The following is a 15,145-nucleotide window of genomic DNA, read 5'->3' as shown; positions in this document are numbered from 1 at the left end:
CACGCGCCAGGTCCCGGCCCCGGCCCTGGGTTCGTTCCCGTCCCCGGGTCCCGGCCCCGGGGACGGGAACGAACCCCCGGGGGACCCGGTGCTCCGCGTGGAGGGCACGGACAGCGTCCCGTCGCCGCCTGCGGAGGGGGCGGATACGGTCCCGGCATGACAGGTGCATGGCTGGCATGGTGGCGGTGGCGACAGACGTCCACCGCCGCCCCCCGGCGGCCCCGGGCCCTAACCAGCGTGGATGCGACCCGGCCGGGCAGGCGCCGCCCGCCACCACGTCGTACGGCCCGGCGTGGTTCGTCGTGTCCCACGCGACGGGCACCGTGCGACTTCCCCGCCGTTGCGGCAATCTTCATTGCCGTTTCTGGGACGCGCGTGTTCTCATGGCCGCGTGGAACTCCGTCCCGCCCTCGCTCGGGCCCTGGCCGACGTCGGCCCCCGCCTGAAGAGCCTGCGTACCGAGCGTGGTGTCACCCTGGCCACCCTCGCCGAGGCCACCGGCATCTCCACGAGCACCCTCTCCCGCCTGGAGGCCGGCCGGCGCCGCCCCAGCCTGGAACTTCTGCTCCCCATCGCCCAGGCCCACCAGGTGCCCCTCGACGAACTCGTCGGCGCGCCCGAGGTCGGCGACCCCCGCGTCCGCCTCACACCGCAGCGCGTGAACGGCAACACCGTGCTGCCCCTCACCCGGCACCCCGGGCCGCTGCAGACCTTCAAAATGATCATCCCGGCCGACCGGAGGACACCGGAACCCTGTACCCACGAGGGATACGAGTGGCTCTACGTCCTCTCCGGACGGCTGCGTCTGGTCCTGGCCGACCATGACCTGACTCTGGCGGCGGGGGAGGTGGCGGAGTTCGAGACCCGGCTGCCGCACTGGTTCGGCAGCACCGGCGACGGCCCCGTCGAGATCCTCAGCCTCTTCGGCCGGCAGGGCGAGCGCATGCACGTACGGGCCAGACCACAACCCGGCGGGAAGACCCGGCCCCACCGGCCGTGACCGGCCGTGACCGGCCAAGAGCCGGACTGCGGCGTGCCCGTTCTGCCTTCCCCCGACGCCGCGTGGAGCTGATGGCGGCTCGACCGGCGCGCCATGCGCCGCCCGCGACGGCACCGGGTGGGCCGGCGCCGTCCGGGGATTCGAGGCCGGCCATCGGTCCTCGTCGCAGCGCAGCGGCACATGCCGGATCGCCTGCCGCCGCGCTCCTCGAACCGGCGCCGACGCTGGGACAATGGCCGGATGACAGGACGCTGGGAGTTCTGGATCGATCGCGGCGGTACGTTCACCGACGTGGTGGGCAGGCGGCCCGACGGCCGTCTCGTCACCCGCAAGCTGCTGTCGCACAACCCCGGGCGCTATCGGGACGCCGCCGTCGCCGGAATCCGTCTCATGCTGGACCTCGGAACCGATGACCCCGTCCCGGCCGAGCGGATCGCGGTCGTCAAGATGGGTACGACCGTGGCCACCAACGCCCTTCTCGAACGCAAGGGCGAGCCGACCGTTCTCGTCGTCACCGAGGGCTTCCGCGACGCGCTGCGGATCGCCTACCAGAACCGCCCGCGGCTGTTCGACCGCCGCATCCTGCTGCCGGAGGCGCTGTACGAACGGGTCGTGGAGGTGCCCGAGCGCATCGACGCCCACGGCGACGTCGTACGGGAGCTGGACCTGGACGCCGTCACGGCGGCGCTGCGCGCGGCATGGCTCGACGGCTACCGCAGCGTCGCCGTCGTCCTGCTCCACGGCTACCGCCACACCGCTCACGAGGCGGCGGTGGGGGAGGCCGCCACCCGGCTCGGCTTCACCCAGGTCGCCTGCTCGCATGAGGTCAGCCCGCTCATGAAACTCGTCCCGCGGGGCGACACCACGGTCGTGGATGCCTATCTCTCACCGATCCTGCGTCGGTACGTCGACGGGGTGGCCCAGGAGCTGCGCGGCACCCGGCTGATGTTCATGCAGTCCAACGGCGGACTGCGGGAGGCCGCCCACTTCCGGGGCAAGGACGCGGTGCTCTCCGGTCCCGCCGGCGGTGTGGTCGGCATGGTGCGCTCCGCGGCCGAGGCGGGATACGACCGGGTCATCGGCTTCGACATGGGCGGCACCTCGACCGATGTCTCCCACTACGCGGGCGGGTTCGAGCGGGTCTTCGGCACCGAGGTCGCCGGTGTCCGGATGCGCGCCCCCATGATGAACATCCACACCGTCGCGGCGGGCGGCGGATCGGTCCTGCACTTCGACGGGCGTCGCTACCGGGTGGGACCCGACTCCGCCGGAGCCGTCCCGGGCCCCGCCTGCTACCGGGCCGGTGGCCCGCTGACCGTGACGGACGCCAACGTGATGACCGGACGCGTCCAGCCCGCCCATTTCCCGGCGGTCTTCGGGCCCGGCGGCGACCAGCGGCTCGACGCGGAGACGGTCCGCCGGAAGTTCGCCGAACTGGCGGAGGAGACCGCGGCCGCGGCCGGTGACCACCGCACCCCCGAGGAAGTCGCGGCGGGGTTCCTCGACATCGCCGTCCTCAACATGGCGAACGCGGTGAAGAAGATCTCGGTGCAGCGTGGTCACGACGTCACCCGCTACGCCCTCACCAGCTTCGGTGGTGCGGGAGGCCAGCACGCGTGTGCCGTGGCCGACGCCCTCGGCGTCAACACCGTGATCGTCCCGCCGCTCGCCGGTGTGCTGTCCGCGTACGGCATCGGCGTGGCCGACGCCACCGCCATGCGTGAACAGGCGGTCGAGGCCGAGCTGGGCGAGACCACCATGGACCGGATCGGGGACCTGTGCGACCGGCTGGCCGGACAGACCCGTGCCGAACTGCTCGCGGACGGCGTCCCGGAGGAGACCGTGAGCACATCCGCGCGCGTGATCCTGCGCTACGCGGGCACCGACGCGGGCATCCCCGTATCGCTGGACACCGTCGCCGCGATGCGCGAGGAATTCGTACGGGCCCACCGCGCCCGCTACGCGTTCACCATGGACAAACCCCTGGTCGCCGAGGCGGTGTCCGTCGAGGCCGTGGGTGCGGCGGGCGAGAGCGGCGGCTACGCCGTCCCGCAGGCGCCACGGAACGGCGGCCCGGGCGCGGTCGCGACCGTGGGGATGTTCACCGGGAACCGCTGGGAGGACACGGACCTCTATGAACGCACCGGTCTGCGCCCCGGCGACACCATCGAGGGGCCCGCCGTCATCGCCGAGGAGGACGCGACCACCGTCGTCGACCCCGGGTGGCGGGCGGCCGCGGGGGAGCACGGCCATCTGCTGCTCACCCGTGTCCGGCCGAGGCCGGGCACCGTCGCGGTCGGCACCGATGTCGACCCCGTGATGCTGGAGGTGTTCAACAGCCTCTTCATGGCCATCGCCGAACAGATGGGCCTGCGCCTGGAGAACACCGCCCACTCCGTCAACATCAAGGAGCGTCTCGACTTCTCCTGCGCCCTCTTCGACGCGACGGGCAACCTCATCGCCAACGCCCCCCACATCCCGGTGCACCTCGGCTCGATGGGGGAGTCCATCAAGGAGGTGCTGCGGCGTAATGAGGGAACGATGCGGCCGGGCGACGTCTACGCGATCAACGACCCGTACCACGGCGGCACGCATCTGCCCGATGTCACCGTGGTCACCCCCGTCTTCGACGCGGAGGGGGAGAACCTGCTGTTCCTGGTGGCCTCACGCGGCCACCACGCCGAGATCGGCGGGATCACCCCCGGCTCGATGCCCGCGTTCAGCCGGACCATCGAGGAGGAGGGCATCCTCTTCGACAACTGGCTCCTCGTACGGGACGGGCGGCTCCGCGAGCGGGAGACGCGGGAGCTGCTCACCACCGGGCCCCACCCTTCCCGCGCCCCGGACGCCAACCTCGCCGACCTGCGCGCCCAGATCGCCGCCAACGAGAAGGGCATCTCCGAACTGCGCCGGATGATCGATCAGTTCGGACTGGATGTGGTCCAGGCGTATATGCGGCACGTCCAGAACAATGCCGAGGAATCCGTCCGCCGGATCGTCGCCGGCCTCGACGACGGGGCGTACCGCTATGAAACGGACAGTGGTGCGGTCATCCAGGTCGCGCTGCGCGTCGATCGCGACAACCGCAGCGCCGTCCTGGACTTCTCCGGCACATCCCCGCAGCAACCGGGCAACGCCAACGCGCCCAGTTCCGTGGTGATGGCCGCCGTGCTCTATGTCTTCCGCACGCTCGTCGCCGAGGACATCCCGCTCAACAGCGGCTGTCTGAAGCCCCTCGAGGTCCGCATCCCCGAGGGGTCGATGCTCGCGCCCTCCTATCCCGCGGCGACGGTCGCGGGGAACGTCGAGACCTCGCAGGCGGTGACGGGCGCGCTGTACGCCGCGCTCGGCGTCCAGGCCGAGGGCTCCGGCACCATGAACAACGTCACCTTCGGCAATGAGCGTGTGCAGTACTACGAGACCGTGGCGAGCGGTTCGGGCGCCGGTGACGGCTTCGACGGGGCGGACGCCGTACAGACCCATATGACCAACTCCCGGCTGACCGACCCCGAGGTGCTCGAGTGGCGCTATCCCGTGCGGGTGGAGGACTTCTCGGTGCGGGAGGGCAGCGGCGGGCGCGGCCGGTGGCACGGGGGATGCGGTGTCACCCGCCGCATCCGCTTCCTGGAACCGATGACCGTGGCGGTGCTGTCCGGCCACCGGAGAGTGCCGCCGTACGGCATGGCGGGCGGCGAGCCGGGGGCCCTCGGCACCAACGTGGTCGAGCGGGTGGACGGGGCCGCGACGCCGCTCGGAGGCTGCGACACCGCCGAGGTCGGGCCCGGGGACGTCCTGGTCGTACGGACCCCGGGTGGCGGCGGCTTCGGCAGCCCTGACACGGAGTGAGGCGGCCGCTGGGCCGGCTCAGCAGATCCAGCGTCGGTACACGGACCGGCACCTGCCCGTGCGGCGCCCGGAGGCCGGCCTGCCGCGGAGCGCCATCCGGGCCGCCCTTGGGATGGGTTCGTCGCCTGCCCGGTCCCGCCGGAGGCCGGGCCGCGAGGCCGCTCAGCGGGGACGGAGCGGCAGGAAGCGGACCGGTGTACCCGGAGCGGCCTGAGCCGCGGCATCCAGACGGCTCTCCGGCACCACGCCGATCACCGGATACCCGCCCGTGGTCGGGTGATCGGCCAGGAACACGACGGGGCGGCCGTTGGGAGGCACCTGCACCGCCCCCCACATCATGCCCTCGCTGGGGAGTTCGCCGTCCCTGGACCGCTCGAGCGGCGGGCCGACGGTCCGCAGCCCGATGCGGTTGCTCGCGGACGAGACCTGGTAGTCGCCGGTGGCGAGCGTGTGCAGGGCGGCCGGGGTGAACCAGTCGTCGCGCGGCCCGAGGAGTACGGGCAGTACCAGTTCCCTCGGCGAGGCCTCCCAGGGCACGACGTCCGTGCCCGCCACCACTGGTCCGCCCGTTGGTCCGCCCGTCTCGCTCAGTGGCAGGACGGTGCCCGCGGCCAGTGGCGCCGGACCGAGACCGGAGAGCAGGTCGGCCGAACGGCTCCCGAGTACCGGCTCCACGGCGATACCGCCCGCGAACGCCAGATAGCTGCGCAGCCCGTGGGTCGCCGCCCCGGCCTTGAGGACAGCGCCGCCCGGAACCCGTACCGCCGCTCCCCAGGCCACCGGCCGTCCGTCGACGGTGACCGGACACGGTGCGCCGGTGACCGCGACCGTGACGGGGCCGCGGGTGCGTACGGCGCAGCCGGTGACCGTGGTCTCGAGGGTGGCTGCGCCGGGGGGATTGCCCAGGAGCCGGTTGGCCAGCCGGTGCGCCCCGCGGTCGAGCGCGCCGGCGCGGCTCACCCCCAGATGTGCGTGTCCGGGCCGCCCCAGGTCCTGAAGGGTTGTCAGGGCGCCCGGATCCACGACCTCCAGCTCACGGTCCGTCATCAGGAGCCCTCGGAAACGTGCGCCGGTACGGCCCCGGGCCGGGACTCACGGTCCGCCTCGGAGGCGTCCTCCGGTACGGCCCCGGGCTCAGGCTCCGGTACGGCCCCAGGCTCCGGTGCCGCCTTGCAGACCTCCTCCGGTGCGGACCGCGGTGCGGGCGGGGGCGCGTACTCGGCTTCCCGCTCCGGGACGAAACGGACCCGGGTGCCCGGTGCGAGGAGCGCGGCCGGCTCGCGCTCCGGGTCCCACAGCACGGCGTCCGTCGTCCCGATCAGCTGCCAGCCGCCGGGCGAGGAGCGCGGATAGACACCGGTGTACGGCCCCGCGAGGCCGACCGAACCGGCCGGAACCCTGGTCCGAGGGGTGGCATGGCGCGGTACGTGGCAGTGTTCGGGCAGTCCCGTGAGGTAGCCGAATCCGGGCGCGAACCCGCAGAAGGCGACCCGGAATTCGGTGCCGGAGTGTATACGGGCGACCTCGGTCTCCGTGACGCCCCACTGGGCCGCGACCGAGGCGAGGTCGGGCCCGTCGTAGCGCACGGAGATCTCCACCGCCGCCTCCCGGTGGCGGGTGAGCGGGGGGATCCGCCACCCCGCCAGCTCGGCGGCGAACGCACCGGGGTCGGCGAGCCCGCTGACCAGAACGGTCCGTGCCGCAGGCACGATCTCGCGTGTGGACGGCAGGGCGTCCAGGGCGCGGCGGCGCAGCAGTTCGGCGTGGAGCGCCTCGGCTTCCTCTCCGCTGCCGAGTTCGATGAGCAGCCCGTGCCCACCGGCCGGTATGACCCGTATCCGCGGCGACGGCTGGGGAGGCGCGCTCGGCGGGGGAGGCGCGCTCGGCGGGGGAAAGGCGCTCGGTGGGGGAGGTGCGCTCATACGAAGCGCTCCACGCGTACCCCGGCGGCCTCCAGTTCCTTACGGACCGCGCGGGCCAGCTCCGTCGCCCCCGGCGTATCGCCGTGCAGACACAGCGAGCGGGCACGGATGCCGACGTGCTCCCCGTCGAGGGCGCTCACCTCGCCTTTGAGGGCGAGGCGTACGGAGCGTCCGACCACCGTCGCCGGATCGCTGACGACGGCGCCGGGAAGCCGGCGGGGAACGAGTGTGCCGTCGGCGGTATAGGCGCGGTCGGCGAACGCCTCGGGGACGACCGGCAGCCCGGCCCGCTCGGCGACCGCGTGCAGCCGGGAGCCGGGGAGCCCGAGTACGGGCAGATCGGCACCGGTGAGTTGGATGCCCTCGACCACCGCCGTCGCCTGCTCCTCGTCGACGGCGACGCGGTTGTACAGGGCTCCGTGCGGTTTGACGTAGCTCACGCGGGCCCCCGCCGCGCGGGCGAAGACGTCCAGTGCGCCGATCTGGTAGGCGATTTCGTCCGCGAGTTCCTCGGGCGGCACATCCATCGGGCGGCGGCCGAATCCGGCGAGGTCGCGGTAGGAGACCTGGGCGCCGATGCTCACACCGCGCTCGGCCGCCAGCGCACACACCCGGCGCATGGTCGTGGGATCGCCGGCGTGGAAGCCGCATGCCACGTTGGCGCTGGTGACGACGGAGAGCAGGCCGTCGTCGTCGGTGAGACTCCATCGGCCGAACCCCTCGCCGAGGTCGGCGTTGAGGTCGATCACCGCATCGCTCATACAGGTCCGTTCCTCAAGTTCCTCGGGACGATGGCGCGTTGCCTCGGTGGTCGTGGGTGGCGCGGTGCTCAGCGGCCGTGCCGGGCCGGCTCGCGCCGGAGTTCGCCGAGCGTCCGGACACCGTAAGGGATCGTTGAACGATCCCACAAGAGGTGTTGTCCCGGCCTCGGTACTGGGATTGACTCCTGCTGTCGCAAGCAGCTGATCAGGGTGAAAGGGAGGTGCGCCGTGGCCAACGGGGACGAGCGCCGGCTCGTGGAGGCGGCCGGTCTGGAGGAGGACCGGGCGCTGTTGGGGCGTACGAGTACCGCGGAGCGGGTCGCGGCCATCCTCCGGGACCGGATCGCCGAGGGGTACTTCCCGCCTGGCATCCGGCTCTCGGAGGAGAGTATCGGCGGGGCGCTCGGGGTCTCGCGTAACACCCTCCGGGAGGCGTTCCGGCTGCTCACCCATGAGCGCCTGCTGGTGCACGAGCTCAACCGCGGTGTCTTCGTGCGTGTGGTGACGCTCGAGGACCTGCTGGACATCTACCGGGTGCGGACGCTGGTCGAGTGTGCGGCCGTGCGCGGGCTGGGAGATCCGCCCTTCCGTCTGGACGCTCTCGAGGCCGCGCTCGCCGCAGGGGAAAAAGCGGCTGATGAACTGGCTTGGCAGGATTTGTCCACCGCCAATATCCGCTTCCACCAGGCGATCGTCGCCCTGGCCGAGAGTCCGCGCACCGACGAGCTGATGCGCGGTGTGCTGGCCGAACTCCGTTTGGTCTTCCATGCGATGGAGGACCCGCGCCGCTTCTACGAGCCGTATCTGGCCCGGAACCGGCAGATCCTGGCGGCGCTGCAGGCAGGTGAGGTGGCGCGGGCGGAGCGGACGCTCGCCGCATATCTGGAGGATTCGCGGCGGCAGTTGTCCGAGGCGTATTCCCGGCGGGTCGCGGAGATGTGACGTCGACGGATCCCCAGGACCGCCCTCTTGTCGGATCGTAGAACGATCCTCTAGCCTCCCGGCAATCTCCTCACGTCCCCGTGGGGTCCTGTGTGCGGAAGGGGCGGGGCGCATGATCGTTCTCCTTGGCGTCCTCGTGGTGATCCTCGGATTCGCCACGCGACGCAATCCCTTGCCGGTGGTGGGGGTCGCCGGAATCGTCACCGGTCTGCTGGGCAAGCTCTCGCCGCGCGAGGTCCTCGCGGCCTTCGGTGACGGCTTCGCCTCCAGCGCGGTGACGGTCTTCGTTATCACCCTTCCGGTCATCACCCTTCCGGTCATCGGCCTGCTGGAGCGCGCCGGGCTGCGGGAACAGGCCCGCACTCTGATCGGCAGGCTCGGAAAGCTCACCACCGGCCGGTCGGCCGGCCCGTACTCGTCGAGCAGATGAACGGGGCGCCGGCGGTCGTCCTCGCCATCGGGATGCCGGCCGGTTTCTGCGGCACCCTCGTCACGCCCATGGCGGCCAACGTCAACCTGGTGCCTGCCGCGCTGCTCGAACTCAAGGACCGGTACGGGCCGATCAAGGCGCAGACTCCCACGGCGGGTGCGCTGCTGGCCTGCAATGCCGCCATCATGTCGCTCTTCGCCTTCTGGGGAGGCCCCCTGTGACAGCTCCTGTGACCCGGGTGCTCCTCACCGGTTTCGAACCCTTCGGCGGCCAGGACGTCAACCCGTCCTGGCAGGCCGTGTCCCTGGTCGCCGCCGATCCGCCGCCCGGCACGGAGGTGACGGCCGCCCGGCTGAGCTGCGTCTTCGGCACGGCACTGGAGGAACTACGGGCGGCGGTGGACCGCACGGAGCCCGGCCTCGTGCTGTGCGTGGGGCAGGCGGGGGGCCGCCCGGACATCGCCGTCGAGCGCGTGGCGATCAACCTCGACGACGCCCGGATCCCCGACAACGCGGGCCGCCGGCCCGTGGACGAACCGATTGTGGACGGCGGGCCCGCCGCCTACTTCACCGGCCTGCCGGTCAAGGCATGCGTGGCCGCGGTACGTGCGGCAGGGCTCCCCGCCGTCGTATCCCAGACGGCCGGCACCTTTGTGTGCAACCACGTCTTCTACGGACTGGCCCATCTCATCGCCACCCGGCGGCCCGCACTGCGCGGCGGCTTCGTCCATGTCCCGTACGCCCCGGAACAGGTCGTGGACCGGGACGAACCGTCGATGGCCGTCGCCTCGGCCGCGCTGGGCCTGCGGACGATCCTGGCCACGGCGGTGAACACCACCACCGATCTGCGGATCGCCGAAGGGGCCCTTCATTGAGCGAAATGCTCGAATGGTGTCATAGCGGGTCGCGTGCCAGAGAGTATGAGGCCTGCGCCAATGTCTCTTATGTAGCGGATGTATTGGTCTCGTAGGGGGCGGGGCAGGTCCGGGTGGCGCCCTCCGGCGGGACCGAAGGCCCCGGTCCGTGCCGTTTGGGCCGTTGTCAGTCCGAGGACCTAATCTGTCCGTCGTGACTTCGCACGCCTCGGACTCCGCTCCGCCCCAGCTCAGCGCGGGGCCGCGCCCTGCCCCGGGGCCGGCCGCCGACGAGGGGCTGGCCCGGCGGCTGCGCGCCCTCGCCTGCACCGCACCGCTGCACGACCTGGATGTGCGCAAGGCCAACCTCGCGGGTGAGTACACGGTCTACGCGATGGCGGAGGTCGCGCTTGCCGCTATCGACCTCGTCACGCTCACCATGGACTTCGACACCGGAGCCGACCATGAGCAGATAGTGGCCCGACTGCTGCCGCGGGTCGCGGCCCAGGCCCCGGACCGCCCCGCGGCCGAGCATGAGCGGGTGGCCCGGTGGGTGCTGGAGAACCTCATCAACGTCGGCAGCGTGGACCGCGGATTCCGCGCCGTCTACGGCACTTTCGGTCCGGACGGCGCCTACGTCCGGCGCGACTACGACTTCAAACTGGTCGAGGAGGTGCCCGGGCCCGGTGGCAGTGTGTATCTGCGCACCACGGACGAAGCGGTCAATGTCCTGGTCGGCGCCCTCGACACCGATGTGACCAGCGCGCAGATCGCCGCCGAGGTGAAGCTGGAGGTGCTCATCAGCCGCGGCAGGCTGGCCGACGCCCAGCTCGCCGCCGAGCAGGCCCGCTACCGCACCGTCCAGTACGCCGAGACGCTCCGCAGAACGCTCGACGCCACCCGGCGCAATGTCCGGGCCGTCGACTGGCTGCGCACCGTGCCGGACATGATCGCCGAAGCGCTCGACCATGTGGCCGACCGCTACCGCCACGAGAACGCGATCCTGACCAATATCCGCCGCGCCCGCGACGAGGCCGAGGACGCCGGCCACAAGCGCCGCGCCGCCGAGTTGGTCGACATCGTCAAGGACTGCATCCGCCGCCACACGCAGCTCCAGTCGCGGCTGCTCGAGGCCGGGCCGCTCTTCCGCGCCGAGCAGGACCGGCAGGCGTTCGCCACCCCCACCGCCCGGGCGGGCCTCGACCTCTACGGGCAGCTCGTCGCGCCCGTACTGCCGTTGGCGGTCGAGCGGGCCACCCGGGTCACCGACGCCTTCTTCGCCCGGGGCACGGGCCTGCGGACCCCGGCCGCCGTACGGGTCGGCGATCTGGTGGAGCTGTTGCTGACCCCTCCGGTCGAACGCGAACACCTGGGCGCCGAGATGCCCGAACCGGACCTCGTCGCCACCCCCGACGACAGCCGCTTCAGCGAGGAGCAGCTGGCTTCGGCGATGGAGCTCCTCGACCTTCCGGCGGACGCGCCGCGCCGGCTGTCCGGACTGCTCGCGGATGCCCGCGGCCAGGACCCCGAACTCCCGTATCTGGTCGCCCTGCTGGCCGTGCACGCCGCCAGCCCGCCGGTAGGCACCGCCTACCGGCAGGGCGAGCCGCGGCTGCTGTTCGCGGTCGACGACGGCACCGAGCTCGACGACCCGGAGTTCGGCGGGGCCGACCTCATCGTCGGCACGGCCCTCCTCGACGCGGCCGGAATGGCCGCGGACCGGACGGAGGCGGCCTAGTGCGGCTGTCATGCCGACATGAGGTGGCCCCGGCCACGGCTGCCGGTCCGCGTCGTGGGAACCGCTGGCCGTGGCGCCGGAGGAACCTTCTCGAGACCGCCCGCTGCAAGGAGCCGCACCCATGACCGAGTACGACGCCGACGAGACGGCTCAGCACGACCTCTCGTCCGCCGTGGGTGAGCCGCCGGAGCCGGGCGGCGGAGTGCTGCCCGGAGCCGGGACGTATGCGATGCCGGGCTCGAACGGGTCCACCGGGGCCGTCGGCGGGATCACCTCCGCCGATGCCTCCGACGCCGCGCGGCTCGTCGCCTTCGGGCTGCAGCCCAAGCTGCAGCCCGCCCGGGACGCCGACTACGCCGAGCTCCTGCGGCGCCACCGCGACGACCCGGCCTTCGCGCGGCTCGCGGACGCGATCGCCGCCGGACTCGGCCTCGTGGTCCTCGAGGTGTCCACACGGGCGGGGATGGCCGTGGCGGCCGCCGAGGACTCGGTCTTCGCGGTCCGCATGGGCGACTACGCCCGCCGCGCCTCCTCGGACTCCGCCGACCGGTTTCTGCACGGGCTCGCCCACCTCGCCGTCGCGGCCATGGCCTTTCCCCGCCCGGAGGACCTCGCCGACGACGGCTACATCGGCCGGATCACCGTCAACGGTGTCGAGGCATTCGTACGCCAGGCCTGCCGCCGCCTCGAGGAGCGTGCCGGGCAGCAGGGGGAGAACACCGACCCCGCGAGCGGAGCCCCCGGGCTCGAGGCGGCCTGGCGGGTCTACGCCCGGCGCAGCGCCACCGGTGCCACCAAGGACGCCCGGAGACTGGCCGGTTCGACCACCGGCATCGTCGGCAAGGCCGTCGCCTTCCTCACCGACTCCGGCTTTCTGCAGCGCACCGGCGACGACGCGGGAGGCGCCTACCGCACCACCGCGCGCTACCAGTTGCAGGTCCGCGACCTGGCCGGCAGCGCCGCCATGGTCGAGCTGCTGGAGCTCGGCGTCGTGCCCGTGAGCGACGGCTCCGCGACCCTGCTTCCCCCGGACGACACCGACGACCTCGACCTGGCCGCGGACGCCGGCCTGCCGTTCCACTCCTGACCACCCGCCCCGCACACCCCGCATACAACGAGAGTCCGCCGCCATGTACGAGCTGTCCCGGGTCCGCCTCTACTCCATCGGGCCCGCCGGTGCGCGCTATGCCGACACCGTGCTGGACCTGCGCGGTGTGGGCGAGCCGGTGACCAACCCGGCGCCGACGCAGGCGGACTTCTTCGAGGACGAGCCCACCGGCCCGCCGCGCCGTCCCGCCCCCGCGGGCGTGCTCTTCCTGGAGAACGGCGGCGGCAAGTCCGTACTCCTCAAACTGATCTTCTCGGTCATGCTGCCCGGCCACCGCAACACCCTGGGCGGGGCGAGCTCCGGCGTGCTGCGCAAGTTCCTGCTGGCCGACGACTGCGGGCATGTCGCCCTGGAGTGGCAGCACACCGTCACCGGCGAGTGCGTGGTCGTCGGCAAGGTCAGCGAGTGGCGCGGGCGCCAGGTCTCGGGCGACCCGCGGAAGTTCGCCGAGGCCTGGTACTCCTTCCGCCCCGGGCCCGGTATGAGCCTGGACTCGCTGCCGGTCGCCGAGTCCACCGCCGTACGCGCCCCGGTCGAGGGCGCCTCCGGTGCACAGGGCCGCCGCCGTACGATGAAGGGCTTCCGCGACGCCATCACCGAGGCGGGCAAGGCCTATCCGAACCTCGACGTGGTGTGGGAGGAGATCCACGAACGCTGGAACGAACACCTGGGCGAGCTGGGTCTGGACCCCGAACTCTTCCGGTACCAGCGGGAGATGAACGCTGACGAGGGCGAGGCCGCCGGTCTCTTCGCGGTCAAGAACGACTCGGACTTCACCGATCTGCTGCTGCGTGCCGTCACCGACACCCGCGACACCGACGGACTCGCCGACCTCGTCCACGGCTTCGCCCACAAGCTGGGCCGACGGGCCGAACTGATGGCCGAACGGGACTTCACCGCGGCATCGGTCGACCTCCTCGGCCGGATCGTCGAGGCCACCGCCGAGCGCGAGCGGGCGCGGGATGTGCACGCCAGGGCCGAACGCCGTACCCGTACGCTCGCCCGGCGGCTCTCGGCCCGCGCCGGGGAGGAGCGGGGCCGCGCGGCGGACCTCACCCAGCAGGTCACGGCCGCCGCGCGGAGCGTCACACAGGCTGAGGAAGCGCGTGGCCGCAGCGCGCTGATCGGGGCCGAACTCGCCTACCGCCATGCCTCTTTGGCCCTCGCGGCGGGGGAGAAGGCCGCTGCCGCACAGCGCCGCGAACTCGGCGAGGCCCGGACCCTGCTGTCCGCCTGGCAGGCCGCCGAGGCGGTGCTGCGGCACCGCGCCGCCGCCGACCGCTCCGCGCGGGTCGCCGCCGCCATCCGCGAAGCCGAGCGTGACGCCGCTCCCGCGCTCGCGGCCCGCGCCACGGCCGCTGCCGAGCTCGTACGGGCTCTGCACGCGGCCGCGGAGGACGGCGAGCGGGTCGCGGCTGAGGAGGAAGAGCGTTCCAGCGCCCTCCAGGCGGAGGGGGAAGCGGCACACCGTGATGCCACGGCCGCCGCCACCGAGGCGCAACGCGCCCGCAGCGAGACCCAGCATCTGCGCCAGAGGCTCGCCGAGGTCGAGCAGGAGACGGCCGAGGCCGTACGGGCCGGCTGGCTCGACGTCCCCCAGCCGTCGCAGGGAGGTGGCCCCACCGCCCCGGACGCGGATCCGGCGCGCGCCGCCTTGGCCGCCGGAGACGCGGAGAAATCCGCGGCAGCCGCCTGGGAAACCGCCCGCGACACTGCCGCGGGGACCGCCGACCGCGCCAGGGAAGCCGCCGCCTCGGAGTCCCGTGCCGAACTCGCCGCGGCCCGCGCCGCGGACGCGGCCCAGGCCGCGGAGTCCGCCTATGGGGCGGAGCGCCGCCAGGCGGACTCCATCGGCGCCGACGCGCGCCTGGCCGAACTGCTCAGCCTTCCAGGGGCGGAGGTACCCCGGCCCCGCCGGGCCGACGCGGGTACGGGTCCGGACGCCGCCTCTCCGGCCCGCCGCACCACCGGGCAGCCGTCCGCCGGGGGAGCACCGGCCCATACGGCGACCGACGGCATGGCACCGGGCAGCGTGAGCGAGGTGCTGCCCGCCGACCGGCTCCCCGAGCAACCCACGGCGGACAGCAACCTGTTCACGGGCGGCACGAGCGGTTCCACCGCCGGCACCCACGGCGGGGCCGTGGCAGGTGACCACGCGTCGTACACCGGGGCACGGCCCGGTCCGGCATCCCCGACCGACGCGGCGAGCGGTGCGGGCGGGGACGAGCACCCCGATGACCTCTCCGCGGCCGGCGACGCGGTACGGGGCCCGGGGACTGGAGCGTCCGTGCGGGACGGCGGCGGCACGGCGTCTCCCCCGGACGGCGACCTCGCCGCACCGCCCGGTCCGTCCGGCCCTGCCGCACCGCCCGGCCCTGCCGCACCGCCCGGCCCTGCGGCGTCGTCCGGCCTGTCCAGCCCTGACGCCTCCCCGGTGGCGTACGACGTCGCCGCCTCGGCCCCGGGCCGTTCCGCCGCCGAGGAACCCCTCACCGCCGAGGAGTTGGACCGCAGCGCCGAAGCCCTCCGCGACATGCTCGACGAG

At 72.9% G+C, this 15,145-nt stretch carries 10 protein-coding genes and 2 pseudogenes; 9 read left to right on the top strand and 3 right to left on the bottom strand.

Going from position 1 to position 15,145, the window contains the following annotated elements:
* The first annotated feature begins 391 nt into the window (after window positions 1-391).
* Together ACTWQE_RS30840 and ACTWQE_RS30835 are read left to right on the top strand one after the other, a co-directional pair.
* Window positions 392-1,000: a helix-turn-helix domain-containing protein gene (locus ACTWQE_RS30840; protein WP_443332379.1), complete on the top strand. Its 609-nt coding sequence runs from the start codon at window positions 392-394 to the stop codon at window positions 998-1,000.
* Between the two features lie 240 nt (window positions 1,001-1,240).
* Entirely contained in the window at window positions 1,241-4,846 is a 3,606-nt protein-coding gene (locus ACTWQE_RS30835; protein WP_443332378.1) for a hydantoinase B/oxoprolinase family protein, read from the top strand.
* A 162-nt stretch (window positions 4,847-5,008) separates the two neighbouring features.
* Here the strand turns inward: ACTWQE_RS30835 and ACTWQE_RS30830 are convergent, their stop codons facing one another.
* The 3 genes from ACTWQE_RS30830 to ACTWQE_RS30820 are packed head-to-tail and all read right to left on the bottom strand — an operon-like array spanning window position 5,009 to window position 7,529.
* On the bottom strand, window positions 5,009-5,893 hold the full coding sequence (locus tag ACTWQE_RS30830) for a biotin-dependent carboxyltransferase family protein (RefSeq protein WP_443332377.1): 885 nt from the start codon (window positions 5,891-5,893) through the stop codon (window positions 5,009-5,011).
* Entirely contained in the window at window positions 5,893-6,768 is an 876-nt protein-coding gene (pxpB, locus tag ACTWQE_RS30825; protein ID WP_443332376.1) for a 5-oxoprolinase subunit PxpB, read from the bottom strand. Before pxpB ends, ACTWQE_RS30830 begins: the two co-directional genes overlap by 1 nt.
* Window positions 6,765-7,529, bottom strand: coding sequence for a LamB/YcsF family protein (locus ACTWQE_RS30820; protein WP_443332375.1), 765 nt, complete (start codon window positions 7,527-7,529; stop codon window positions 6,765-6,767). Before ACTWQE_RS30820 ends, pxpB begins: the two co-directional genes overlap by 4 nt.
* Window positions 7,530-7,757: 228 nt before the next feature.
* On the opposite strand from ACTWQE_RS30820, the gene ACTWQE_RS30815 reads away from it, so the two are divergent.
* The 7 genes and pseudogenes from ACTWQE_RS30815 to ACTWQE_RS30785 form a co-directional block, all read left to right on the top strand.
* Complete coding sequence (locus ACTWQE_RS30815; RefSeq protein WP_443332374.1) at window positions 7,758-8,471, top strand: GntR family transcriptional regulator; 714 nt, start codon at window positions 7,758-7,760, stop codon at window positions 8,469-8,471.
* A gap of 112 nt (window positions 8,472-8,583) precedes the next feature.
* Window positions 8,584-8,901 carry a 5-oxoproline transporter, DUF969 family subunit gene (locus ACTWQE_RS30810; RefSeq protein ID WP_443332373.1) on the top strand — a complete coding sequence of 106 codons (318 nt, stop codon included), beginning with the start codon at window positions 8,584-8,586 and terminating at the stop codon, window positions 8,899-8,901.
* Window positions 8,871-9,122, top strand: a pseudogene (locus ACTWQE_RS30805) (5-oxoproline transporter, DUF979 family subunit); the annotation flags it as partial. The gene ACTWQE_RS30810 and the pseudogene ACTWQE_RS30805, both read left to right, overlap by 31 nt.
* Window positions 9,123-9,130: 8 nt before the next feature.
* Window positions 9,131-9,775 (top strand): pyroglutamyl-peptidase I, encoded by a 645-nt coding sequence (gene pcp, locus ACTWQE_RS30800; protein ID WP_443332380.1) that lies wholly within the window; start codon window positions 9,131-9,133, stop codon window positions 9,773-9,775.
* Between the two features lie 193 nt (window positions 9,776-9,968).
* Window positions 9,969-11,492, top strand: coding sequence for a hypothetical protein (locus tag ACTWQE_RS30795; RefSeq protein ID WP_443332372.1), 1,524 nt, complete (start codon window positions 9,969-9,971; stop codon window positions 11,490-11,492).
* 121 nt (window positions 11,493-11,613) lie between these two features.
* Window positions 11,614-12,579 carry a hypothetical protein gene (locus ACTWQE_RS30790; RefSeq protein WP_443332371.1) on the top strand — a complete coding sequence of 322 codons (966 nt, stop codon included), beginning with the start codon at window positions 11,614-11,616 and terminating at the stop codon, window positions 12,577-12,579.
* A 43-nt stretch (window positions 12,580-12,622) separates the two neighbouring features.
* Window positions 12,623-15,145, top strand: a pseudogene (locus ACTWQE_RS30785) (hypothetical protein); the annotation flags it as partial.

The organism is Streptomyces sp. 8N706 (assembly GCF_052245415.1).
In the GTDB taxonomy this organism is placed as follows: Bacteria; Actinomycetota; Actinomycetes; order Streptomycetales; family Streptomycetaceae; genus Streptomyces.
Note: the sequence above shows the minus strand (reverse complement) of the source record. Positions and strands in the feature narration are given on the sequence as shown.